This window comes from Clostridioides sp. ES-W-0016-02 (genome assembly GCF_020641035.1).
Lineage (GTDB): Bacteria > Bacillota > Clostridia > Peptostreptococcales > Peptostreptococcaceae > Clostridioides.
On the sequence record NZ_CP061361.1, the window covers coordinates 2,850,765 to 2,876,863 of the forward strand.

Below are 26,099 nucleotides of genomic sequence, written 5' to 3' on the forward strand. Positions count from 1 at the left end.
AGTCTAATTTTTTAGACTATGCAAGAGTATGATATAAAACTATTAAACAGTCAACAGTAATAAAAATAGCGATAGTATAGTTCTGCTTATCTGCAACAATAAAAAAATTACCTTTAATTAATAGAAAAACTTTCATATTAACCATATAAATTCATATTTTTATAAAATTTATTACTAAGTCCATAAAAATGAGTAATTTCTTGTATTATCTTATAATTATTGGAAATACTATCAAAATGTATGTTAATAATTTGTATTATTTCAAGATATATGTTACAAAAATAAAATATTAAATTGTATCTATTAAAATATTTAAAGAACAAAATATATCAACATAAAAACAAAATATTTCAAATTATTTATACATAATTTATAGTCTAAAAAATCAAAACAAAAAACATTATTAAAATATATAAATAATAATCCTTGATTTTTAGATTTATTTCTGTTAAAATCTAATATGTTGACGATGAATATGAGAAAAAAATACAGGGAGGTGAACACGGTGGCAAATATAAAATCAGCTAAGAAAAGAATAAGTGTTATCGAAAAGAAAACTGCTTTAAATAGAGTTAGAAAATCTCAAATAAAAACTGCAATAAGAAGATTCGAAGATGCTGTTGCAGCTGGAAACAGAGAGGATGCTGTTGTTAAGTTCCAATACGCTCAAAAAAGAATATACCAAGTAGCTTCTAAAGGAACTATACATAAGAATGCTGCAGCTAGAAAAGTAGCTAAATTAGCTCAAAAGTTAAACGGTATGAACGCTTAATTACCAGTTTATATTTCTTATATATAATAACCCCTATGTAGGGGTTTTTTATTTTGGAAATTTATACAATAAAAAATAAATAGTTAGACATATTATAGTAGATTATATACTCTTAGACTCAATCTAGCCTACTTGTACTTTGAACTATAACATATCTTGCTATTTATTTTTTATTAATGTATAATTTTTTTACACTGCTTGTCTTTTACAGTATCTACTAACCAACATTTCTACTGCTAAGGTATCCCTTATAAGACCTGTTTTTATTTTATAATCACTTTCTAATATATAGTTTAAAATTTCTATGATTATATCATCAGAAAAGTTCTTAGCCTGCTTTAATGCTTTTCCTATTACAAATTGATGAATTTTTAATTTATCTGCTATAAGTTTTGCTGAGTATCCCTCTAATTGTAATTGTCTTACTTGCATAACTATTTTAAACTGTCTAGCTATCATAGAAAATATACCTAAAACAGATTCGCCCTCCTGTATCATATCATTCAATATTTTCATTGCATTAGAAGCACTTTGCTCTCCAATATAATCAATTAACTTAAATATATCATTTTCAACCTTTTTAGGAGATAATTTATCTATTATATCATTAGTTACACTATTTCCCTTTCCAACAAATGAGCTAATTTTATTTATCTCGTTTTCTAAGTCTGATAAAGTCTTTTCACTACTTTTATCTCTATATCCTTCTTGTTCAATAAAATACATTATCTGAGAGTTTTCTATTATAACTTCATTTAGAGCAAAAGATTTTTTTATCCACTTAAATAAGTCCATATCAGAAAGCTTGTCACAGTTAAAAACAATTCCATTATTACTTATCTTTTTAACTAAAGATTTTCTTTTGTCAATATCTCCGTATACAACAAAAACTATGGTAGTAGTGTCTGGAGTATTATCTAAATGCTCTATCAAGTATTTTTCGTCACTATCTGTAAAATTCTTTTTCTTTCCTTTTAGTAACTCAAAGTCTTTTACTATTACTATTTTTCTATCATCCATAAAAGGAAGTGTCTCTATAGAGCTTATAAGCTGATTTAAGACTATTTCCTTTCCATCTATTATATCTAAGTTAAAATCGAGCATTCCTTCGTTTAAATTCTCTTTAAAGACTTTTATTGCATTTTCTATTAAATAATACTCTCTGCCATAAAAAAGATACATTTTCTCAAGTTTTTTATCTTTTATATTCCTTATAATATCCTTGTAATCCATTTTCTTGCTCCTTTATCTCTTTTCCTTCTATGTAAAATATGTAAAAAAATACTCCTATGTAATAAATCACTACAATATAAAGTTTAGGGTTATCTATATCAATATATGTAAAATTTAAATTGCTGAGTTTCTCTAGTAAAAAAAATATGATTTCTATCAATGTACTGTTAAATAAAGCTATTATTTTAGCTATTACTACACTTATTTTAAATATTATTAAACTTGCAATACTCAAATACATTATTATACCTATAAATGGTACTATGATTAAATTTCCTATGATTGAAACCAATGGTATACCTTTAAATGTATAATATATTATAGGCAAGGTTAATATATTTGACGATATTGTCAATGATACCATACTTAATTTTATAATACTATTTATTTTATTGTAAAATATTAGTATAGAGAATGTAGCTAAAAAAGATAATTGAAAACTTACATTATATATAACATAGGGGTTATTTATAATTAAAACTATCCCTATTAGAGACAGTGTTGATATTCCATCCTTTTTTCTATTAATAAAGACTGATAAATAGAAAACCATAACAAATGTTATAGACCTAATTATAGATGGAGACGCACCTACCATTATACAATATAAAGATATAAAAATCGACAATATTAATAATTTATACAATTTATTTATACCTCTTAATAAAAAAGCAATTACAACACATAGTATGCCTGTATGAAGACCAGATATAGATATTACATGGCTAGTTCCTGTTCTGGTGAACATTTCTTTTTGCTCATCTGTCAGATTTTCAACTTCTGCTAACAATATAGAATTTATAAAATCCGAATTTTTCTTATATAAATATCTATACGTTTTATTTATGTAAAACTTTACTTTACCTATTAAGTCATATATTTTATTCTTACCAATAATTTTATAGCTATTTATATATATTATACCTTTATATCCAGTGCTTTTTATATACCTTCCATAATCAAAATCTTCATATTTCATTTTAGCTAAACTTTTAAATTTGCCTGTAATATTAACTTTCTGACCAATTTTCAAATTTTTAGTTCTTGTGTAATCATTTATTAAGAAAGCGCCTACTTTATACTGATTATATCTAGGCTTTTCAAATCTTCCTTTAACTGTTCCTTGTATAGTTATTATCTTATCATTAAATTTTTCATCCTCTTTCTTCTTATTTGTGATAATAAAAGATACAGCTATCACAAATATTAATATAATTAGTAAAGGTCTTCTTATTTGAATCATAATCACTCCTCTAGAAAACATATTATTTAGATTATTTTCAAATAAATATTTTTTAAACAAAAGAAATTATTCTATAAACAAAAGAATACGTCAAAAGATTTATTAAAATCTTTTGACGTATTTTCACTTCTATATATATTCATTTATATAATTATCTTTTTTAGAAAAAATGCAATTAAGTATTTCTATTGTTTTTTTTGAAATACCCTTTATATTATTTAATAAAAGTGCTTCTTCAATGTCTATATAAGAAAATGCCAATTGTGTTAAAGCATTTATATCTAATTTAATATCAAAACACTCTTGAAGCTCATCTGTACATTCTTTATTTAATTTTTCTAACATTACTTTTTTATTTTGTATAGATATTTTGAATAGTCCATTATTCTCTTCTATATATTTATCTTCTATATATAATTTTATAGAGCCATTAATATCCTTATCAATATCTATATCTTCAATAAATTGCTTTACATTTATAACTCTTCCCATCATAAAAGGTTTTATTTTTATCTCACAGTCTTTAGGATTGTCTAATATAAACCTTATCTTATCTATCATAGGAGTAGCTATAGTAACTATCTTACATTGAGTATTGTGATTATATATAAATTTAAGCATTGATTTAAGAGCATCTATGTTTTTATAAAATAGCTCTCTGACAAACATTTTATCTCCTTGAAGAAAATAAATTACATATCCATCTTTTTCACTATCTTCATGGATATATAAATGTCCATCTTCACTTTGGATTTCTTTAAATAAGTTTTCATAATAATGTTCATCTTTTAACACATTACCATTAACCTCATTTAAAAATACTTTATCTATTTTAATTAAATCATCAATTTGTGATAAATTAGCTTTTATCATTTTTCCATTTGCCTTGAAAGTTTTTAAATCATCTGTTTTGATAGTATATTCAATTTGGTCATAACAATGCTCATATCCAAACCTTCTATAAAGTCTATAATCAATTGGCATTAATATAGATACTAGTTGTCCTTTCTTATACAACTCATTTAAAGTAAATTTAATAACTTTACTCATATAGCCAGTTCCTCTCCCCTCAGGAAGTGTGGAAACCCCTACTACATACGATGTATTGTATACCTTACTATTTAAACTTAATTTATACTGGTTTAGCTGAAGAGAGGAAACAATTTTTCCTTCATCTAAAGCTATTACAGTATTTTCATATTTATATTTATCATTAAAATAGTATTTCATAAAACTTTCACTATCATTAAAGCAATAACTCCATATTTCTTTTATACTTTCTATTTCTTCTTCTTTAGCATACCTAATCTCCATATAGTTTATTAAGCCTCCCTAACACTGTACTTTTCAACAAATCTACAAGGGTGGTAAGAAAGTTTAGCTTTTCTCAGACCTTCAATACCTAAGTCTTCTTCTCTATTTACAAACTCAACATCTTTAAATTCACTTACTAAAAATTGTTGGTTTATAAATGGATATAAACCTCTTATATCTGGATTGGCTTTTTCTATATGAATTAATGCCATGTTTTTATTTAAAAGCTCTCCGATACTAAATGCTTCTAATTTTCCATCCACATATACACCAAATACTTTTACTTTATCTTTTAAAATATCATAATTGTTAAATATCTTTTTGATACCAACTAATTCATCATCCATACTTTCATCAAATTCGTTATTTTCTTCTTTGTTACTTTCCCATTCTTTCATTAATACTAAACATTCATTGAAGTTTTCTTTATCTAATAATCTTGCTTCATATCTACCTGCATATTCTTTTAAGAAATAATTTATATGATTTCTCTTCTTTTGATTCTTTTTACCTGCTAGCGTTCTTAAACTTTCTGCATCATAGATATAATCAAATAAATCTCTTTCTTCTATATACTCAAATCTATTTGGGTATTTTTCTTTTAAAAATTCTACCACTTCAGTAGTAATACCTCTTAAGTATATTTTTTTGTTGTTATGTGAAAAATACTCAAGTACAAAATCTACAACTTCTGGAAGTTTGTCTTTTTTAGCAAGTGGTAATATTGAGAAACTATCTCCTTCATATTCACCAACTAAAACAGCAAAATCTTCACCTATATAGTATCCTGTCTTATAAACATGTTGCCACATATATAAAGTACTAAAACAGTACTCACAAGCTTCATAATCTACTAAATCAAAATAAGGGTCTAGCTCCTTTTTTGAATTTAGTTCAATATCTTTGAAAAACATAAAATCCTCCTACCTTTTTATTGCTTAATTTTTTAAAATTTTATTTTGTATCTATAAAAACTCCAATTTAGTTATGGTATTAATTTCACTTATATTGTCTAAAATATAAAATAGGATAGTTCCCATATATCTTATATTACCCATCATAAAATTATATAAACATGTAATGACTGGAGTGATTTTTTATTGAGAAATAAAATTTTTTTATTAATACTTATTATAATATCACTTTTAAGTGCTTGTGACAAAAAATCTCTACTATCTATACATATGATAGATGTTGGACAAGGTGATAGTCTTTTAGTTCAAACACCTACAAAGAAAAATATATTAATTGATGGAGGTGATGAAGATAGTGGAAATATAGTTACTAGTTACTTGAAACAAAAAAGAATAAAAACCATTGATATAATAATAGCTACGCATCCAGATTCAGACCATATAGGAAGTCTTGATAATGTCATAAAAAAATTTAATGTAAACTCCATCTATATGCCTGAACAATCAACAGAAAGTGAAGCTTATCAAAATCTAATAAGTTCTTGTAATGATAAAAACCTATCTATACAGTATCTATACAGAGATGATGTTTTAAATATCGATAACAATATAAATATATATGTATTAAGTCCTTCATATATACAGGAAGAACCTAATTTAAACTCAATAGTTTTTAAATTAAATTTTAATGACACCTCATTTTTATTTATGGGCGATGCTGAAGAAGCAATTGAAAAAGAAATTTTACATTATTTTAAATTAGATAACATCAATTTTATAAAAATCGGTCATCATGGAAGCAATTCATCAACTACTTTAGAATTTATTGAAAAAATTCATCCAGATATAGCCGCAATATCGTGTGGATATAAAAATCAATATGGACATCCTCATAAGGAAGTTATCAATAATTTAAAACAAAACAATATATCAATTTATAGGACAGATAAAATAGGTGATATTGTTTTTTATAGTGATGGTAAAATGATATTTACAAAACACAAATATAAAATAGACACTTAACATAAGAAATAAAACTGTAACTACATAACAGAACTAGGCTAAAAGTATCAACATAAAATGGTTTTATATTGATGCTTTTAGCCTTTAAAATATGTCCATAAAATTTATAGATAAAATATTTAGCATTATTACCCTAATAATTCATTAACTATTACAGATGCAATTACTAGACCTCCAACAGATGGCACAAATGATACACTACCTGGTGTTACCTTTTTACCATTCATGACTTTCTTTTTAAGTTCTATTGGTTGTTCAGTTGAATATACCACCTTTAATTTTTTAATTCCTCTATCTCTAAGCTCTTTTCTCATGACTTTAGCTAAAGGACAAGTACTTGTTTTGTGTATATCAGTAACAACTATTTTAGTTGGGTCCAATTTATTTCCCATACCCATAGAACTTATTATTTTTAAACCTCTTTTTTCACATGTTTCAATTAAATGTATCTTCGAGCTTACCATATCTATTGCATCCACAACATAATCATATCTTTCTGTTAGTATTTCACTACTAGTATCTTTATTATAAAGATTTCTTATTTTTTTTATATTAATATTAGGATTTATATCTAAAATTCTTTCTTCCATAACATCGACTTTATATTTTCCCACAGTTGAATGTAATGCTGGTATTTGTCTATTTATATTTGTTATATCTACATCATCAAAATCAACAATAGTGAGATTACCCACTCCAGCTCTTGCTAAAGCTTCAACAGTAAAACTACCTACTCCTCCAACTCCAAATACTATTACATTTGAATTTTTAAGTTTTTCTATACCATCATCTCCAACTAGAAAACTAGTTCTCGTTGTAAAGTTATTTTCCATTTTTCCACTCTCCTAGACTTTTATATACCTAATATTAGTATTAGAAAATTTACATTATATAATACTAGATATTATATATTACTAAAACTAAATTATCTCAAAATAATTTTTAAATTTAAAAAGGTATCTTTTAATATTAAAAGATACCTTTTATACTGGCGGGAATGCGTGGGAATCGAACCCACCTAAGAGGCTCTTAACCCCTCATACTAGTTTTGAAGACTAGAGGGCACACCGGCACCCATCCACTCCCATAACGAAACGTTTCTCAACGAAATCTATAATATCATATATTTTGACTCTTTGCAACAATTTTTATAGATTAATTTGATAGCAAATCATATTTTAAATAGTTTTTATCTATAGCAATTAATATTTATATATCTTCTTATTATATTTATAACTATATTTATAAACTTAAAAACTGGAAACCATATTTTAATTATCTATAAAGAATTTTTCCTCTATTTAATCAAAATACAATTTCCAGTATAAATATAAATTATTTAATTATTTTAATATACGTATATCTATAGTTTTTCTTCCCCAATTATAAACTGTCTTTGAGTCATTCATAAATATATCAATTTTATTTCCTTTTATCGCACCACCACAGTCTTCAGCAGTAAATACCATATCAAATTGAGGTATATATACTTTCGTTCCATATGGTATAACCTTAGGGTCTACAGCTATTGTTCCCCACTTAGGCTTTGTTCCTGTTGCAGTTATACTATGACCAGAATATGCAGTTGCTACAACTCTCATACTTCTACCATTGTTACTACTGCTACTACTTGAAGAAGATGAAGCCATCCTTCTTGAACTTTCTCCCCTTGATGAAGCTACTTGCATTTCTACTTTTGTTCCTTTATTTACAACTTTATTAACTGGCTCAGATGTAACAACTTTTTTCACAAATTCCTTTTCTACTTTCTTGCCATTGTGATAAGTTTCTTTATATACTAATTCACTTTTACCAGATTTTCCTTCTTCTTTAACTTTAGAATCTCCTTTTGACAAAGAGTTATCTTCAACAACTGTAACTTCAAACGGAATGTCTTTAGTCTCTACAACTGTTTTTTCCTTAACATCAATTACTTCTATTTTATCTCCATTAGATAACTTTGAATTTACATCCAAACTAACTATATCATTTCCATCATAGCTAATGTTTTGGGCTTCCAAAAGGTCTCCTACATTAGAACTAAATGTAGATACAGTTCTTTCTTCTCCTTTTACTACTAATGTTACTTGTTTATTAAGTGCAGAGTATCCAGATAAAATTCCAACTGATAAAACAACCGCCATTGCCGAGACTTTAACATTACTCAATTTCTTTAAATTCATATAAAATTTCCTCCCTCAAATTTTTTACACTATATATTTTGCTTCGTAATCTTCTGCTTCGTAAATTTCTTTTTTGTTTTTTGTGTAACTAAATTGTAACTATTTTTTCAAGAGTTGTCAACTTGACAAAAAAATAGAAATATGCATACATAGTATTTTCAACTATTGAAGCATATTTCTATTAGTTACAACAATGTCATTGTTTATTGTTGTTTTGTTATCATTTTGTTACCTTTTATCTTTATATATTTTCTATCTGCCAATTGATAGGTTCTTTTCCTAGCTTTTCGAGAATTTCATTTATCTTAGAGAAGTGCTTACATCCAAAAAAACCTTTACTTGCTGATAATGGACTTGGATGAGGTGCTTCCAAAATATAATGCTTACTTGTATCAATCAATTCTACTTTTTTACGCGCATTACTTCCCCACAGTACAAAAATTACTGGGTCTTCACGGTCACTTAAAATAGAAATCACTCTATCTGTGAAAATTTCCCACCCTTTATTTTTATGAGAATTGGCTTCATGTGCTCTAACAGTAAGTGCTGTATTTAAAAGTAACACACCTTGGTCTGCCCAAGGCATTAAGTATCCATTATTAGGTATAAAGCATCCTAAATCTTCTTTCAACTCTTTGTACATATTTAATAGAGATGGTGGAGTTTTTACTTGTGGTTGAACTGAAAAAGCTAAACCATGAGCTTGATTATCTCCATGATAGGGGTCTTGTCCTAGTATTAAAACTTTTGTATCTTTATATGAAGTGTGTTTTAAAGCTTCATATATGTTATGCATATTAGGAAAAATTTGACGTGTCTTATATTCATCTATAAGGAATTTTCTTAAATTTAAATAATATTCTTTTTCAAATTCTTCCTTTAATAATTCATTCCAATCGTTTCCTAAATTAACCATAGTTATCACCAATTCCTTTCAGCTATTTTTATTTATTGTTTTATTTAGAAATTATGTCCTCTTGATTGTCATTCTTTTCATTAGTATTTATTTTTATGCTCACTCTGTTAGGTATACAAACTATACTTTGACTTGGTTTGTTTATAAAACCTGTATGTACACACACCTTATCAGGACATGAAGCATCTATTATCTCCACACCTTTGTCATGAATTTTAACTATATTGTACCCTCCTCTATTTTCTATTTTAAATTCTTCTTTGGCATTTATTGAAACAGTCTTATACAATTTATTATCTACATAAATTTCAATACTTCCAGCATTTTTAGAATTTATAACATTTATTATTCCATAACATGCTGTGATAACAATCAAAACACCTAAAATAAGAAGAATGTCTTTTTTCTTCATTTTTTGTCCTCCTATGAAATTATGCTATAATAAGATAATAACACAATTTCATAGGAGGAATATACCATGAATAAGAAAAAAATCACATTTATTTTTGTGATATTGATTTTAGCATTAATTTTATTTTCATTTTTTAGGAGTTCAAGTCAAAATACTAAATATAGTAAGACAAGCTATTACCTTGGTACAGTAAATGAAGTTACTATATTTAATATAAAAGAATCAAAAAGTGATAAAATTTTAAATGAATGTGATTCAATTTTAAGATATATTGATAACAAGATGAGTACCCATATACCAGGAAGCGATGTTTCTAAAATAAATGATAATGCTGGTAAAGATTTTGTCAAAGTTTCTGATGATACATTTTTTGTTGTACAAGAGGCTATAGAATACTCTAAGTTGTCAAATGGATACTTTGATATAACAGTTGGTCCACTATCCAATCTATGGGCAATTGGAACAGACAAGGCTAAAGTCCCAAATGACTCTGAGATAAACGAACTTCTGCCGCTCATTGATTACAAAAATATTATATTAGATGAAAAAAATAAATCTATAAAGTTAGCTAAAGAAGATATGAAAATTGATTTAGGGGCAATAGCTAAAGGATATGCTGCTGATAAAATCGTAGGCTATTTGAAATCAGAAGGTATAAAAAAAGCTTTAGTAAACTTGGGAGGTAATATATTTACTTTAGAAGATAGCAAAAATAACAAACCTTTTAAAATTGGTATTCAAGACCCAACTAGCAAAAATGGAGAATCTATAGGGAATATAGAAACTACAAATAAATCTGTTGTTACATCTGGAATTTATGAGAGATTTATAGAAAAAGATGGTAAAATATATCACCATATGTTAAATCCATTTACAGGATACCCTTTTGAAAACAACTTAAGCAGTGTTACAATAATCTCTGATAAATCTATTAATTGTGATGCTTTATCCACTTCTACATTTGGACTTGGACTTGAAAAAGGTATGGATTTAATTAATAGTATTGATAATGTAGATGCTATATTTATAACCAAAGATAAAAAAGTATATTTAACTAATGGCATACAAAATAATTTTAAACTTACAGACAAAGCTTTTTCTATTAAAAAGTTCAATAAATAATGAGTTTAAATAATAACTATATCTATTATGCATACAAATTTATACATACAAATTTAAATAACTCTAATATAACTAATGTAAATTTAAGTTTTATATAAAATATGGTATATACTAAGTAGTCTAAAACAAATTGTACTTATGTATATACCATATTTATAGCTTGATTTGTATAAAACACTACCCATTACGCTTTAACTTTCGATAATAAATAACTCCTACAACATATAAAACAATCCACAAAACAAATAAATATCTGATTATTACCAATGAGTTGTATATATCTAATGCATTTAGTACAGAGAAAACAAAAGCAGATATAGGAATTATTATCATACATACAATGTAAGCATATCTTCCTGCTTTATCTCTATACATAACATTTCTTTCATCATGAAGATTAATGTTTTCTATTTCGAGCTTTTCTTTGTATTCTTCTTTATGCTTATTCCAGTAAAAGTAACGATAAATGGCAGAAATTCCACCAAATCCAAAGCCTCCTGCTAGTCCAGCAAACAAAGAACCTAACTTATCACCATTCATTAAACAAAGAAACAAGAAAATAACACCTAAAACTACAAATACAATTCCTATTCTTAAATTTTTCTTTTCCATGAACTATTTCTCCTTCCATAAAAATATTTCTTCAATCGACATTTCAAAAAAATCAGATATTTGAAATGCAAGTTCTAAAGATGGATTATATTTTCCATTTTCAATAGAACTAATCGTCTGCCTTGAAACCTTAAGAATTTTTGCAAAATCTTCTTGATTAAGACCTTTTTTCTTTCTTAAATCCTCTACACGATTTTTCAAAAAGATTGCCTCCTTTTTGTAAAGTTTCCTTTACATTTATAATATACCACTTGCTTTTATTTTTGTAAAGGAAACTTTACAAAATATATATAAAAATAGACATTTCATTAGAAATGCCTATCATTAAACATATTTAATTTTATAATTGAATTACATCTTGATGTCTATAAACCTTATTTTTTAATCTTTTTTAGTACATCTTTGAAACAACCTACATTTTTTTATTTTTAATAAATAACTCAACTAACTTTTTATAACGACTTTACAAACAAATCCATTCTATTTAATGCCTCAATTACATTTTCTTTTTGAGTTCCTAAATTTATCCTAACATACTTTTCTCCATCTTTTACAAAGTGACTTCCATCTTCTATTAGCACTCCTGTATTGACAGCTAACCTATCTGTAAATTCACTTGCACTTAGTCCTAGATTGCTTATGTCCATCCAAGCCAAATAAGACGATTCCATCTTCATTAGTTTAATCTTCTCATATTTATTTACCCAATTCTCTAAAAGTTCATAATTTGATTTTATATACTCATTTACGTTCCTTAACCACTCTCTACATTCATCATAAGCTGTTATTAATCCTATTATTCCAAATACATTTGGAGAAGTTATAGAATTTTGTTTTAGTTTCTTTCTAAAAGTATCTCTTATATCCTTATTTATAACTATTGAATAAGAGGTCTTTAATCCTCCAAGATTAAACCCTTTATTTGGTGATGTCAATAGGATAATATTTTCTAAAAGTTCTCTTTCAAGCTTAAGAATAGAATTAAATTCGCCATAATGAATATGCTCTGCATGTACTTCATCTGCAACTAAAATAACATTGTTTTCTTTACATATAGTTGCTACTTTCGTCATTTCTTCAATTGACCAAATTCTTCCTGATGGATTATGTGGTGTACAAAACATCATTAACTTAGGTTTATTTTCTTTAATTTGACATTCTAATCTATCAAAATTTATATAATATCTATCATTTATCACATCTAATGTATTACAAACTACATTTACACCCTGCTTTTTAGCTGATGATTCAAATGGGTCATAAACTGGTGTATTTAATATTATACTATCTCCTTTTTTACAAAAAGCTTGTACTACATAGTGAAGTGTTGACACAGTTCCATAAGTCAATGTAATCCATTCTCTTTCTACATTTACTTTATGCATATCATTTTGCCACCCAATAACTGAATCATAAAATTCATCATAACAGTATGTATATCCAAATACACCTCTTTTTACAGCTTCAATAAATTTACTTTCTATTTCTGTTGGTATTTTAAAATCCATATCAGCAATCCACATTGGTACAAAATCTTCTTTAATATCTCCAAATTTATCTCTTATAATATTTAAATCCCACTTTCTACACTTTTCACTTACTCTATCTGGTCTATCATCAAAATTATACATTTAAATTTACCTCGTCTTTTCTTATTATTATAAAAATACTTAGCTACAATTTATTTTTAATTTACAACTATTAAATCTTTGGTAGATACAGTCAATCTCATACACCCATCTTGAGTTATAAGTACATCATCTTCAATTCTTACTCCTCCAAGTTCTGGCACATATATACCAGGCTCTATAGTTACAACCATGCCTTCTTTTAATACTTCATTTGATTCTGAAGTTAATGCTGGATACTCATGAACCATAATACCTACACCATGACCCAGATTGTGTCCAAAATTATCACCATATCCATATGAACTAATTATATCTCTTGCAACCTTATCTATTTCACCAGCAGTCATGCCTGGCTTTAAAACCTTTATACACTCTTCATTAGCTTTCTTTACTATATTATATATTTTTTCTAGTTCTTTATTTGTAGTTCCCATACAAATAGTTCTAGTAATGTCTGAACAATAATTATTATACTTTGCTCCAAAATCGAATGTAACAAAATCTCCATATTCTATAATTTTTTCACTAGCTTTTCCATGAGGTAAGGCTCCTCTCAAACCAGATGCAACTATAGTGTCGAATGATTCTTTTTGTCCGCCTAATTCTTTTATGAATCTTACAATTTCATTTTCTACTTGTCTTTCAGTCATACCAACTTTTATAAAGTCAATTATATGATAAAACGTAGCATCTACTATTTCACAAGCTTTTTTTATATATTTTATTTCATCTTCATCTTTCTCTTTTCTTAAAGTAGATAAATCAATTGATTTTAAAGTTACATTTAATTTGTTATTCATACTTTTATATGAGTCAAAAGATACTTCACTTCCTTCAAAGCCAATTTCTTTTATATTTTGATTTCTGCAAATATCATTAATTATATCAAAATACGTTCTATTTTTATCCATTAATATAACATCAAATAAATCTGATTTTCTTTTAACTTCTTCAAAGTATCTAAAATCTACTATTATATATTGTTTATCTTTCGTTATAAAAACATAGCCTGATGAACTAAATAGATTTCCAATATAAAACTTATTGGTAGAACTATTAATAAGAATTCCATCTACATTATACTCTTTAAGATACTTTCTTATTTTTTCTATTTTATTCATAATTTTATCTTCACCACCCTTAATTAATCATATAGGTAAGGCTGGTAATATTGTTTCAATCAATATTACCAGCCAATGTTATTATAGATAGTAAAATTTATAAATTAATCAATATAATCTACAACAAGTTTACCATCCTTTATTAATTTATTTCTGTAAAATACATTTCCTACAGCTATGAATATAGCACCAACTGCTATACCTATTACATATCCAAATAAGTTATCTACTAGAGGCCATGCCCATATAGCTGACTCTGGGAACCACTGAATTGCCCCTAAAACTATACCTGTAATAGCTCCTATTATACTTCCTACGATATTTAAAGGTATAACAAAACCTGGTCTCTCAAGTGCAAATGGTATTGCTCCCTCTGATATACCCATAAATGATAGGAATATAGAAGTTTTTCCTGCTTGATAGAATTGTCTATCATATACTCTTCTTCCCACTAATCTTTTATCTAATAAAGTTGTAAGTCCTAATCCAATTGGAGGAACAACTATAGCTATTGTTCTTGCTGTTATTGGTAGTACATTTTCTGTAGTCAAACCAAGTGCAACGAATCCTGCTGCTTTATTTATTGGCCCACCTAAGTCAAATGCTGTAGCTGCTGCTAAAGCTGTTGCATATACATATTCTCCCGCTGCTCCTGCTGCTGTTAAGAAGTTTTTCATACTTTCATTAATTAATCCACCAAATGGAGTTATTATAAATATCATCAATACCATACAAGTTAATGATGCTATTAGTGGTATTAAAAATGTTGTTTTAAAAGCTAACCAGTTATGAGAAACTTTTATAGATTTATTTAACCATTTTACAAAATATCCTATTATAAATGCGATTAATATGGCACCTAAGAATCCTGATGCAACTGGTACAACTTCTGTCCATTGTCCATCTACGAATTGTGGTACACCTACAGGTTTATTAGCTATATATCCACCTATAAATCCTGCGATTAGGGCTGTTTTTCCACCTATAGAATTTGCACAGAATGCTGCAAATAGTGGTATTGCAAATCCAAACAGAGTAAATCCGAAGTTTGACATTAATTGTGCCATGTTTAAAAGGCTAAGTTTAAATCCTGTAAATTCACCTGAGTTCATAGCATCAACTATACCTACAGATGGGTCAAGCCCTAATATTGCATATGGTATTAATTGAGATAAAGCTCCTATAAGTCCACCCATTACTAAGACTGGTATCATATATGATATACCTGTCATTATATGTTTACTAATTTCTTTCCATTTTCCATTTCCCTTTGATTGAGTTGGATTAGATGGAGTAGTTTTTCCTGCGTTATTGCCTCCTGTTGTAGAAGCACCTGAACTGTTTATAACTTTTTTCTTGATTGCCATTCTATTTCCTCCACAGTAAATTTATTATATTCCTAAATCCTCTTCTATTTCCTTTATAACACCTTCTGCATTCTTTATAGCCTCTTGTAATTCAACCTCATAAACTTCACAACCATCAAATCTTTCCATACCTTCTGGTGTTATTGCTACTGCATGTATTATCATAGTTGCTCCTAATATGTCTTCTCTTGTTAATTCATTTTGCACACCATCTGCACCTTGAGTTTCAACTTTTGCTTCATAACCTAATGCCTTTGCAGCTTGCTCTATTGCTTCTGCTGCCATAAAAGTGTGAGCTAGTCCCATTGGACAAGCACATAATGCTACTAATTTTTTATTCATTTTAAATTCCTCCTATTTACTTTAATTAATTGTTTTTATTTTAACTTTAGTATTTATCTATAAACCTAAAGCTTCATTTATTAAATTAGCGATTTCTTCCACATTATCACTCTTTAAAAGAGAATCTTTAAAATCTTTATTTATTAATTTTCTTGAAAGAGACGATAATAATTTAAGGTGTATGTTTTCTTTACTTTTTCCTGGCATAAGCAAACTTATTGCCAATTTGACATTGTCCTCACCTTCATTCCAAACAACATTATCATTAAACTTTAGTACCACTACTGCTGGATTTTCAATTGCATCATTTTTAGTATGAGGTATTGCTATAGATTCTCCCAAATTTGTAGTAAATTGCTCTTCTCTAGCTGCTAAGCCTTCGTATACTAGATTTTCATCTTCTGTTAAATTTAATTCTTTAGCTTTCTTAGCTATAAATTTTAAAACCTCAACCTTAGACTTAGCCTCAGTATTTAAAAATACATATTCTTTGTTAAATATGTTTGTTCCCATTGTTAATTTCCTCCTTAATTACCTATCAGTGCCATTAATTTATTAAAGTCACATATTTTAATAATTCCTCTTACTCCACCTTCATCTTTTATAAAATTGTAAAGGTATTTAAATATTGAAAAATTATGTTTTTCTTTAGTATTAAAAAATACCATAAATACTAGTTGAACTTCTTGCTTATCCCAAATTATTGGATTTTCAAGTATTCCAACTCCGATTATAGATTTTTTATCTCCCTTCACTATTGTGTGAGGTATAGCTACTAGATTTCCTATTTCAGTTGATGAAATATTTTCTCTATCTATTATACTTTTTATTGAGCTTTCTTCTATAAAGTCTCTTTCTTTTAACTTGTTTGAAAGCGAAAGTATAACTTCTTCTTTTGTATTTGCTTTTATACTGAAAAAAGCTCTTTCATCAAACATATTACTTATTATTTTTCTTCTTTCTTCCTTTTCATAAAAGGCTTTGTTTACGTTTTCAATTAGGCTATCATCAAATATATTTTCTATATATAAGACTGGCTTTTCATATCCTTTTAATTCAACTGTTGATACTACCAAATCAACATCTTGACCTATTGCCATATCAAGATATCTAAATGGATAAACACCTACAACATTTAAGTCACTTATATTCTGCTTTAATTTTTCAGAAAGAAGCTGACCTGTGCCTATACCATAATGACAAACTATACAAATTTTCTTACTTGTATTTTTTTTCATTCTTTCATTTGAAGCAGCAAAGTGAATAGCTATATATCCAAGTTCATCTTCATCTAATTTTAAATTAAATTCAGTTTCTAGCTTATTTGATAAAAACACAGCTAAGTTAAAAGCTATTGGAAATTTCTCTTTTATTTGATGAAGCAGAGGATTATTAGATTTTATATTAGCTTTTGCTCTATTTAAAAACCTCTTTATATGGTCAGATATCGCTATCATAAACTCTTCATCTTTTGTATAGTCACTTCCTGAAATAAGAAGTATATCTTGAAGAGCACTACTTATAACGCTACTTATTCTTTCTTCAATTTCACTTGCATTTTTTATTCCTTGTGCACCTCTATATGCTATTACACCAGAATAATTGGAAATATAAATTACTTCATCTTCAATAAGTTTAAATCCAACTTTATCAGATATTTCTTTCATAAGCTTTTCTATAAAACTGTAATTATGAAATCTATATCCTGTATCTATTAAATTTATATTTTTGCTATGACCTCTCTTACTTCTAAACACAGAAACTATTATTTTTGAAAGTAAAAGATTAAAGTCTTTATCTGAAATTATTGTTTCTTTTTCTCTTAAATGCTTTTCTAAAATACTTTCTATGCAATTTATATCGTTTTCACTGATATCATCCAAAAATACTTTGATTTTACTCTTCTCATCCAACTTTATTGCATAATCAGTAATCAACTGTCTTATATTAATTTCTTCACCATATATATAGCTTCCATAATAAGGTTTAGATTTTATAACTAAGTCATACTTTTCAAGTTTTCTTTTAAGCTTACTAGATAATTTATTTATGGCTGCTATACTTAGATTTAATTCTTCTGCCATTACTTCTATACTCATATAATTTCTGTTAATCAGCATACATATTATATTTGACATCCTTGCTTCTTCAGAATCATCCAAGAAACCATTTATATATTTATTTGCTTCTTTTACAGCTTTTGATATGTTGGTTTTAGAGCCACTTAGCTTATATCCTATACCTCTTGAAGAATCTATTTCTAAATCATACTTACTCAAAATACCATTTAAATCTGCTATATATCTTTTAATAGTTTTAGTAGATACATCTAATTTAATAGCTAGTTCATTTGATGTCATATATCCATCTTTATTGCTTAAACTTTTTACTATTACTGCATGTTTCTTAGTTATCATTGTATCACCTTCTCTTTGATTTCAATTATATATCAAATAAAATTTTAGTTGTATATATAATATGTCTATATAAGGGACATTTTGTATTTATATATTATTGCATAATGTAACTATTGCCTCCGCATAGATACCTATCGCAGTTATAAACCTATCTAAACTGGCAAATTCATTTGCACTATGAACATTTCCAAAACTACCATCAGGAAATTCACACCCAAATATTACTGAATTCTTCATTTCAGCTGCATAGCTTCCTGCACTGGTTACTCTAACAACACTTTTTGAGTCTCCAGAATACTTTACATATATCTCATGTAAACGTCTTACAAGTTTCGAATTCTCATCTATATAATTTGCTTGCTTTAAATTTTCCCCAATAAACTTAAATTTATTAATATTATTTATTTTTATATACAAATCAAATTTTTCTATTATTTCTTCAACTGTCAATACTTCAGGATACCTAACACTTAAAATTACTTCAAGCTTTCCTTCTTTTATATTTATTATTGTTGGAACCATTGAAAGAATTCCACATTTTCCTTCAACATTTAAGCCAAACAGTTTTCCATCTATATTATCTTTATTTATTAGCCTGTACAAATCTTTTGCCCAATCTTCATCAAGATTTTCTGCTAAAATTTTAATTGTATCTAATATGGGATTTATTGCTTTTTCAGGTTTAGATGAGTGTCCACCTTTCCCATTCACAATATACTTACCATCATTAAAACTTATTGAAACATTATTAAAATCAGAATTTATATAATCATTACTTAAATTTTCAATATTTTTGATATACACTTTGTCTGGAATTGTATTAAACTCTATTCCACCACTTATATCTAGATATTTATCATCTATATCCAGCATTAGCTTTATTATCGCTCCACCCTTTTCTCCATTTAATACAGGAAATTTAGCATCTGGAGTAAATCCATATACACCATGTGGCTCTTTGCTATAATAGTGCTTTATGCACTTAAATCCACTTTCTTCATTTCCTCCAGCAATTAATCTAACTTTTCTCTTTAAATCTATATTTAGACTTTTTATCATTTTTAATGCCAAAAAATTTGCTATCATAGGGCCCTTATTGTCGGAAACACCTCTAGCAACTAATTTGTCACCCATAATATCTAGCTTAAATGGCTCACTATCCCATCCTTCTCCTGGATTTACAACATCACAATGCCCAAATATGTCTATATAATCTTTACCATCTCCATATTCAATATAAACAGCATGATTATCTATATTTTTAACAGTAAAATTATTTTCTCTACCTAAATTTTCAAACCACTTTAATGCATCATATACACCTTTTCCAAAAGGCATATCTTTAGATACAGTATTTTTATCATAAAAGGAAGGTATACTTACCCATTCCTCCAACAATTTCAAGAATTCTTTTTTATATTTTTGATTTTCTTCTTTAAATCTCTCCATGATTATCACTCCAATTTAAACCTTTATATTATATATCATAGTTTATCTTGTTTCATAAATCCTTATACTTTATGTCATTTCAAGGGACAAAACTTTTTTGCTATTGATTTTATAATCTATTTATATATAATTATTTGTAGGATAAATTTAATATCATAGGAGGAACAAGATTATGGAACCATTATTTTTAAAGCCTATTTTTATGGATAGAATATGGGGTGGTACTGCACTTAAAGATAAATTTAACTATGAGATAAAATCACCTACAACAGGTGAATGTTGGGCTATAAGTTCTCATAAAAATGGAGATTGTCTGATAGAAAATGGAGAATATAAAAATAAAAAGCTATCTGAATTATGGGAGAAAAATAGAGAATTGTTTGGTAATACACCTGGAGATAAATTCCCTTTGCTTACAAAAATACTCGATGCCAATGACAATTTATCGGTTCAAGTTCATCCAAATGATGAATATGCTCAAAAAAACGAAAATGGAGAATTGGGTAAAACAGAATGCTGGTATGTAATAGACTGTTCTGATGATGCAGAAATTATAATAGGTCACAATGCAAAATCTCGTGAAGAATTTATAGAAATGATAAATAATAACGAATGGGACAAACTGCTTAGAAAAGTTAATATAAAAAAAGGTGACTTTTTCTATGTTCCAAGCGGAACTATACATGCTATATGTAAGGGAACATTAATTTTAGAAACTCAACAAAACTCAGATACTACTTATAGAGTTTATGATTATGATAGAACTGATAACTTAGGAAATAAACGTGAACTTCATGTTCAAAAATCAATAGAAGTTACAAATGTTCCTCATACAGATTTTGATACTGATTATAAAATTGTATCAACACCAAACTTTAAATGTACAACATTTGTATCAAATGAATTTTTTAGTGTCTATAAATTAGATATTTTTGGAAAATGTGATTTTACTCACAATACACCTTTTTCTTTGTACAGTATCCTAGATGGAGTTGGTAAATTGATACACAATTCTATAGAGTATGATTTAAAGAAAGGTATGCATTTTATATTACCAAATAACTTTGGAAGTTTTGGATTTGAAGGTAATCTAGAAATCATATGTTCTCACATATAGATACAAAATACAATTAACATCAAAAAAAGCTAGACTATCATAAAAACTTATTTTTATGATAGCCTAGCTTTTTATAATGTACTCTATTAAATATAGAATATTTTATTTTACTTTTACAATTTAATAACTTTCTAATAATATATATCAGAAAATTCTATTTTTATTTTTTCTTGAAGATTGTATATTCTCTTATCTTCTGTATAATACTCATTACTAAAGCTTTTCATTGGCAGTGAGATTAAAAATTCTGTACCCTTATTAACTTCACTTATTACTTCTATATCTCCACCATGAAGACTTACTAGGTTCTTAACTATAGCAAGTCCTATTCCACTTCCTTCAGTATTTCTAGATAAAGTCTTGTCAACTTGTGAAAACTCTTCAAAAATCAACTCCAATTTATCTTGAGGTATACCAACACCAGTGTCTTTAACACTTATTATTACTTTATCAATTTTATAGTAGATGTTTACATATATCCATCCTCCATTATCAGTAAATTTAATACAGTTTGATAATAGATTTAGTATAATTCTCTCAATTTCAGCCTTGTCTACATAGACATTGATTTCTTCAAGCTCTGTATCAAATAGAATTCTTATATCTTTTCTGCTTGCATACTCTTCTATATTCATAAACAAATCTTCTATTACAGATACAATATTGTATTTTGCAAGTTTAAGTGTGTAAAATCCTGACTCCATCTTTGTCAAATCTATAATATTATTTATCAATCTTTGAAGTCTATAGGAACTTTGTCTAACTAAATCAACATGAGATTTAATATTATTATTATAGTCTTTTATTTTTTCACTTCTATAGAAAGAATCTACCAATTGATTTGAACTTGATATAACATTTAATGGTGTTTTTAACTCATGAGACATATTTGCAAAAAACTCAGTTTTTATTTTATCTGTTTTAAATCTTTCAAGTAATTCTTTTTCAGCTTGTTCAGAGTATTTTTTATGTGCTAAATCTTTTATAATAAGCATTATATATCTAGTGTTATATATCGAAAAAGGCAAGGCGCTTAATTCTACTTCTACTATATCATCATAATTATTTATTAATTCATATTCTAGTAAAAGTATACTCTTATTTTCATTTAAAACTTTAGTCATATTTTCAGTAAATTTCATTTTTTCTTCAGTATTTGCATTCATTAATATCTTAATATTAGAATCTTTTACATCATCTATACTTGTAAAAGATAGCATATCCAAAAATGATTTATTTGCATAATTTACACTTAAGTCTTCTCTTAACAAGCATATACCATCAGGTAGTATATCTATAAATCTTGAATAAGAGGATTGACTTTCTTCAAGTTTTATTTGAGATATCTTTCGAGAAGTTGTATCACGTATTACAATAATAGTTTTATAAGTTCCTTCATTATTATAATGAGAAAAACTCATCTCTACATATTTTACTTCACCCTCTATTACATACCTTTTTTCTATATTTTCTTCACTTTTACATATTGAGGAAAAATCGATGTTTTCTAATGTCTCTTTAAATATTTGTCTACATGCATTATTTACATATATTTTATTACTACCTTCAAGTACTACTATACCATCTCCAACACTTTCCAAAAAGTCTTCACTTCTCTTATTTGCTTCAATAACTTTTCGTTCGTATTCCTTTTTCTTAGTTTTGTCCTTTAATACACATAAGACTCCTTCTATTTGTGTAGCTATAATTAAAGGAGCAAATATAGCTTGGTAAACCTTATTGTCACTTGTATCAATAAATTTTTCTATATTTTTTTTATTGATAAATACATAATTAATGCTTTCTATTAAATCACTAAAATTTTTAACTTTATAACTTAATTTATCTTGTTCTTTATAATCTCCAAAAATATTTCTAAAACTTTTATTTGCATATGTAATTTCTCCATCCTTACTAAACACAACTATACTATTTACAGCAACATCTAAAGTAGATTGTAGTCGTAATTCTCTTTTTATAAGTATTTCTTTAAGTTCTTCTATTTTTTCTGTTTCATATATTAATTTTTTATTTTTTTCTTTCAAACTTTCCGTTTTTATTGTTAATTCTTCATTTGTATCATGTAATTCCAATGCTGTTTTCTTAATATTCTTAGATACTATATAATTATATAAATAATATAATGCTACATTTATTGTTATTTGTGATAACATACCTTCTATATGTATATTACCAATTACTATATGTAGTAAATTTGGAGCTCTTGATAAGATTGTTATTATTATTATTCTATTAAAAAACTTTTTCTCACTATATTCCCATTTATTTGCGTTTGAACTTGAGTTTAGTTCAATTCCACTCATAATAGAGACAATTATCATAAATATAGATGTAACAACCCCTAAAGTATAGTGTAATGTCCCTCTATCTAAAGAGTTACAAATTTCAGATATTATGAATAAAGATGATATTGTTAAAACTACAGTTACTACAAATAAAATTATGCTCGAATGAATTTGTTTATTATCCTTAACAAATTTAAAACTTAAATACACACCTAATATAGGAAATAAATCTGTCATTGCTGATATTGTAATGTTAATTCCAATTACAGCTTCTGCTCTAGTACCTAAACAATTAAATAAATATATACACTCCAATACTCCAGTTGCTGCAAATACTAATCCTAAAAATGTAGAAAATGAATCTACTTTAAATTTTGTAGTATTAAATATAATCATTCCTGTAGCTATTAAGAATGTAGCATATACAGCATGCAGTAAAATTTCATATTTATTTGTATCTTTTATAATAAATAACAAAAGCACTGAGCCCATTATTATAAATAAAAGGCTCATGTCTTCTCTTTCTTTTATATCTGGTTTCACAGCAGGTATTATATTCTTCAATACTTTACACTTCCTCTTAATTAATATTTTATACTAATTAATTTATACGATACTCGACATTATAATTCCTTCTTTATACCTCAAAGCAAAAACAGACATTTTCCGCTAAAACAAAATTCTTTTGTTTTCTACTCTTTTAGTTATTTTGTTTCTATCAAAGTTTTCTAATATAATCATACAGTTTTTTCTACTAGAATCTATCAAATCTCTGTATTCTCCTAATGTTATTTCCTTATTTTCTTTTATATAATTTATTAAAGTATTCTTTGCATCTTCATAAATATCTTTATCCATTATATACAAATCATCCAATTTTTCTACCTTGTTACCTATCATTGACTCTAATACTTCAGCATAGTTATGATTTCCTTCAGAAACTTCATCTATTGTCAATATTGAAGAAACTCCACATGATTTTAGCTTTTTTTCTATTTTTTTTGCTATTTCTCTTTGTTTGTCATTTAAGATAACTTCAAAATCAAATAATGATATTATATTATTTTCTATTTTTATAATATTTTCTGTAGATAATTTTTCTAATAAGATATCCATTTCTCTAGTCTTAAAATTACTTTCTACCTTAGACCTTACTTCTTCTTTTAACATACCTTTTCTCAATCTATACTTCTTATGGTACTCACTTAAAAGATTTATTGTACTTTCCTTCAGTTTATTGTATTGATTTATATGCATGTACATGTTTCCAATAAGCAATACTTTATTTTCTGATATAAGTATCTCAATAGCTTTTTTTACATGCTCTTCATGAGCACCACTATAACTCATTATTTCTTTTAGATTTGGATAATTTTTTAGATTTCTCTTTAAATATTCTTCTATTATATCTTTAAGTTCACCTTTTTCTTTTATTTTTAATCCCTCTATAACTTTTTCATCAAATCTCTTATGCTTTTTAGGAGATGGGTCAATTATCACACCTCCACCTATAGTTTCCATTGGAGAATAACGTCTGACAACAAAAGTATCACCCTTCTTAGATACTATACTTTCTTCAAGTCTTAATTGAACATATCCATTCTCTCCGTTTTCAATTAAATCTTTATCTAGTGGAACTGCTCTACAAAGTATTTCTCTAGTCCCATGATACAATCTCAATCTATCCCAATGCTTTATCCCTTTTTCTAGATGATTTACCAATGATAATTTCACATCTAACATCATTGATTCTTCTAATGAATTTGGAGCAGCCAAAACATCTCCTCTTTTTATATCATCTACCTTTACATTTGATATGTTGATTGCTGTTCTTTGTCCTGCATAAGCTGTATCTTTACTTTCCCCATGAACTTGTATACTTCTTATCTTTGTTTTTAATACTTGTGGATATATAACCAAGTCATCCTCTATACTTATCTTTCCTTCTATTAATGTACCTGTTATTACAGTACCAAATCCCTTTATAGAAAATACTCTATCTATATTAAGTCTTGCTGGAGAATTTTCGTTTTTATCTTCTATTGCCTCACTCATCTTATCTATTTTTTCAATAAGAGTATTTATTCCTTTTTTAGATACAGAATCAACTTCAATTATTTCTGCACTTTCAAGAAAAGTACCTTTTATTTTTTCACAAACATCCTCTTTTACTAGTTCTCTAAATTCTTCGTCTACAGTATCAGATTTAGTCAAAACTACTATTCCATTTTTTATATTTAAAAAACTTAAGATGTCTAAATGCTCAACTGTCTGTGGCATAACACCCTCATCTGCTGCTACAACAAGTAAAACTATATCAAGTCCTGATGCTCCAGCTAGCATGTTTTTTATAAATTTTTCATGTCCTGGTACATCTACGATACCAGCCCTTCTATTGTTTGGTAAATCAAAATAAGTAAACCCTAAATTTATTGATATACCTCTCTTTTTTTCTTCATCCAAGGTATCAGTTTCTCTTCCAGTCAATGCTTTTATAAGAGTTGTTTTTCCATGGTCTATATGACCTGCTGTTCCAATTACTACGTTTTTCATTTTTTGCCCCCTATCAAAGCTTCAATGCTTTTAATTTTCAATTAAAATTAAT

At 26.9% G+C, this 26,099-nt stretch carries 23 protein-coding genes and 1 tRNA gene; 4 read left to right on the forward strand and 20 right to left on the reverse strand.

Annotation, left to right across the window (positions count from 1 at the left end):
* Positions 1-505 precede the first annotated feature (505 nt).
* A complete protein-coding gene (gene rpsT / locus IC758_RS13585; RefSeq protein WP_227432754.1) occupies positions 506-772 on the forward strand; it encodes a 30S ribosomal protein S20 in 267 nt (88 codons plus the stop codon).
* Between the two features lie 189 nt (positions 773-961).
* On the opposite strand, the gene holA is transcribed toward rpsT, so the two are convergent.
* The 4 genes from holA to IC758_RS13605 all read right to left on the reverse strand — a co-directional run bounded on the left by holA (position 962) and on the right by IC758_RS13605 (position 5,476).
* Positions 962-2,005, reverse strand: coding sequence for a DNA polymerase III subunit delta (holA, locus tag IC758_RS13590; protein ID WP_227432561.1), 1,044 nt, complete (start codon positions 2,003-2,005; stop codon positions 962-964).
* Positions 1,968-3,248: a ComEC/Rec2 family competence protein gene (locus IC758_RS13595; RefSeq protein ID WP_227860530.1), complete on the reverse strand. Its 1,281-nt coding sequence runs from the start codon at positions 3,246-3,248 to the stop codon at positions 1,968-1,970. Before IC758_RS13595 ends, holA begins: the two co-directional genes overlap by 38 nt.
* Positions 3,249-3,377: 129 nt before the next feature.
* Complete coding sequence (gene eis / locus IC758_RS13600; RefSeq protein WP_227482854.1) at positions 3,378-4,562, reverse strand: enhanced intracellular survival protein Eis; 1,185 nt, start codon at positions 4,560-4,562, stop codon at positions 3,378-3,380.
* A gap of 8 nt (positions 4,563-4,570) precedes the next feature.
* Complete coding sequence (locus tag IC758_RS13605; RefSeq protein ID WP_227432558.1) at positions 4,571-5,476, reverse strand: DUF2156 domain-containing protein; 906 nt, start codon at positions 5,474-5,476, stop codon at positions 4,571-4,573.
* Between the two features lie 186 nt (positions 5,477-5,662).
* Here IC758_RS13605 and IC758_RS13610 point away from each other — a divergent pair, with 186 nt between their 5' ends.
* Positions 5,663-6,499, forward strand: coding sequence for a ComEC/Rec2 family competence protein (locus IC758_RS13610; protein ID WP_227432557.1), 837 nt, complete (start codon positions 5,663-5,665; stop codon positions 6,497-6,499).
* A gap of 128 nt (positions 6,500-6,627) precedes the next feature.
* On the opposite strand, the gene IC758_RS13615 is transcribed toward IC758_RS13610, so the two are convergent.
* The 5 genes from IC758_RS13615 to IC758_RS13635 form a co-directional block, all read right to left on the reverse strand.
* Entirely contained in the window at positions 6,628-7,332 is a 705-nt protein-coding gene (locus IC758_RS13615; RefSeq protein ID WP_227432556.1) for a ThiF family adenylyltransferase, read from the reverse strand.
* A 156-nt stretch (positions 7,333-7,488) separates the two neighbouring features.
* Positions 7,489-7,585: transfer RNA gene (locus IC758_RS13620), tRNA-Sec, on the reverse strand.
* A gap of 257 nt (positions 7,586-7,842) precedes the next feature.
* A complete protein-coding gene (locus IC758_RS13625) occupies positions 7,843-8,682 on the reverse strand; it encodes a G5 domain-containing protein (protein WP_227432555.1) in 840 nt (279 codons plus the stop codon).
* A gap of 241 nt (positions 8,683-8,923) precedes the next feature.
* Complete coding sequence (locus IC758_RS13630; protein WP_227432554.1) at positions 8,924-9,598, reverse strand: uracil-DNA glycosylase; 675 nt, start codon at positions 9,596-9,598, stop codon at positions 8,924-8,926.
* 40 nt (positions 9,599-9,638) lie between these two features.
* Positions 9,639-10,010 carry a NusG domain II-containing protein gene (locus tag IC758_RS13635; protein ID WP_227432553.1) on the reverse strand — a complete coding sequence of 124 codons (372 nt, stop codon included), beginning with the start codon at positions 10,008-10,010 and terminating at the stop codon, positions 9,639-9,641.
* Positions 10,011-10,076: 66 nt separating this feature from the next.
* Between IC758_RS13635 and IC758_RS13640 the strand changes: the two genes are divergently transcribed.
* Entirely contained in the window at positions 10,077-11,132 is a 1,056-nt protein-coding gene (locus tag IC758_RS13640) for an FAD:protein FMN transferase (protein WP_227432552.1), read from the forward strand.
* Between the two features lie 177 nt (positions 11,133-11,309).
* Here IC758_RS13640 and IC758_RS13645 read toward each other — a convergent pair whose 3' ends face one another.
* The 9 genes from IC758_RS13645 to IC758_RS13685 all read right to left on the reverse strand — a co-directional run bounded on the left by IC758_RS13645 (position 11,310) and on the right by IC758_RS13685 (position 20,071).
* Positions 11,310-11,744, reverse strand: coding sequence for a tellurium resistance protein TerC (locus tag IC758_RS13645; RefSeq protein ID WP_227860531.1), 435 nt, complete (start codon positions 11,742-11,744; stop codon positions 11,310-11,312).
* A 3-nt stretch (positions 11,745-11,747) separates the two neighbouring features.
* Positions 11,748-11,945: a helix-turn-helix transcriptional regulator gene (locus IC758_RS13650; protein ID WP_227432550.1), complete on the reverse strand. Its 198-nt coding sequence runs from the start codon at positions 11,943-11,945 to the stop codon at positions 11,748-11,750.
* Positions 11,946-12,196: 251 nt separating this feature from the next.
* Positions 12,197-13,375 (reverse strand): MalY/PatB family protein, encoded by a 1,179-nt coding sequence (locus tag IC758_RS13655; RefSeq protein ID WP_227860532.1) that lies wholly within the window; start codon positions 13,373-13,375, stop codon positions 12,197-12,199.
* A 56-nt stretch (positions 13,376-13,431) separates the two neighbouring features.
* A complete protein-coding gene (locus tag IC758_RS13660; RefSeq protein ID WP_227824186.1) occupies positions 13,432-14,496 on the reverse strand; it encodes an aminopeptidase P family protein in 1,065 nt (354 codons plus the stop codon).
* Positions 14,497-14,600: 104 nt separating this feature from the next.
* The gene (locus IC758_RS13665; protein ID WP_227432547.1) at positions 14,601-15,863 is read right to left on the reverse strand and encodes a PTS fructose transporter subunit IIC; all 1,263 of its coding nucleotides are present in this window, start codon (positions 15,861-15,863) and stop codon (positions 14,601-14,603) included.
* A 24-nt stretch (positions 15,864-15,887) separates the two neighbouring features.
* Complete coding sequence (locus IC758_RS13670) at positions 15,888-16,205, reverse strand: PTS fructose transporter subunit IIB (RefSeq protein ID WP_227432546.1); 318 nt, start codon at positions 16,203-16,205, stop codon at positions 15,888-15,890.
* 57 nt (positions 16,206-16,262) lie between these two features.
* A complete protein-coding gene (locus IC758_RS13675; RefSeq protein ID WP_227482860.1) occupies positions 16,263-16,718 on the reverse strand; it encodes a PTS sugar transporter subunit IIA in 456 nt (151 codons plus the stop codon).
* A gap of 14 nt (positions 16,719-16,732) precedes the next feature.
* Positions 16,733-18,622: a BglG family transcription antiterminator gene (locus IC758_RS13680; protein ID WP_227432544.1), complete on the reverse strand. Its 1,890-nt coding sequence runs from the start codon at positions 18,620-18,622 to the stop codon at positions 16,733-16,735.
* Between the two features lie 87 nt (positions 18,623-18,709).
* Positions 18,710-20,071: a Sapep family Mn(2+)-dependent dipeptidase gene (locus IC758_RS13685; RefSeq protein WP_227432543.1), complete on the reverse strand. Its 1,362-nt coding sequence runs from the start codon at positions 20,069-20,071 to the stop codon at positions 18,710-18,712.
* A 172-nt stretch (positions 20,072-20,243) separates the two neighbouring features.
* Between IC758_RS13685 and manA the strand changes: the two genes are divergently transcribed.
* Positions 20,244-21,188 (forward strand): mannose-6-phosphate isomerase, class I, encoded by a 945-nt coding sequence (gene manA / locus IC758_RS13690; protein WP_227482861.1) that lies wholly within the window; start codon positions 20,244-20,246, stop codon positions 21,186-21,188.
* Between the two features lie 131 nt (positions 21,189-21,319).
* On the opposite strand, the gene IC758_RS13695 is transcribed toward manA, so the two are convergent.
* Both IC758_RS13695 and selB read right to left on the reverse strand, forming a co-directional pair.
* Entirely contained in the window at positions 21,320-24,058 is a 2,739-nt protein-coding gene (locus tag IC758_RS13695; protein ID WP_227432541.1) for a PAS domain-containing sensor histidine kinase, read from the reverse strand.
* 105 nt (positions 24,059-24,163) lie between these two features.
* Positions 24,164-26,047, reverse strand: a complete 1,884-nt coding sequence (selB, locus tag IC758_RS13700) for a selenocysteine-specific translation elongation factor (protein WP_227432540.1) — start codon at positions 26,045-26,047, stop codon at positions 24,164-24,166.
* Positions 26,048-26,099 lie beyond the last annotated feature (52 nt).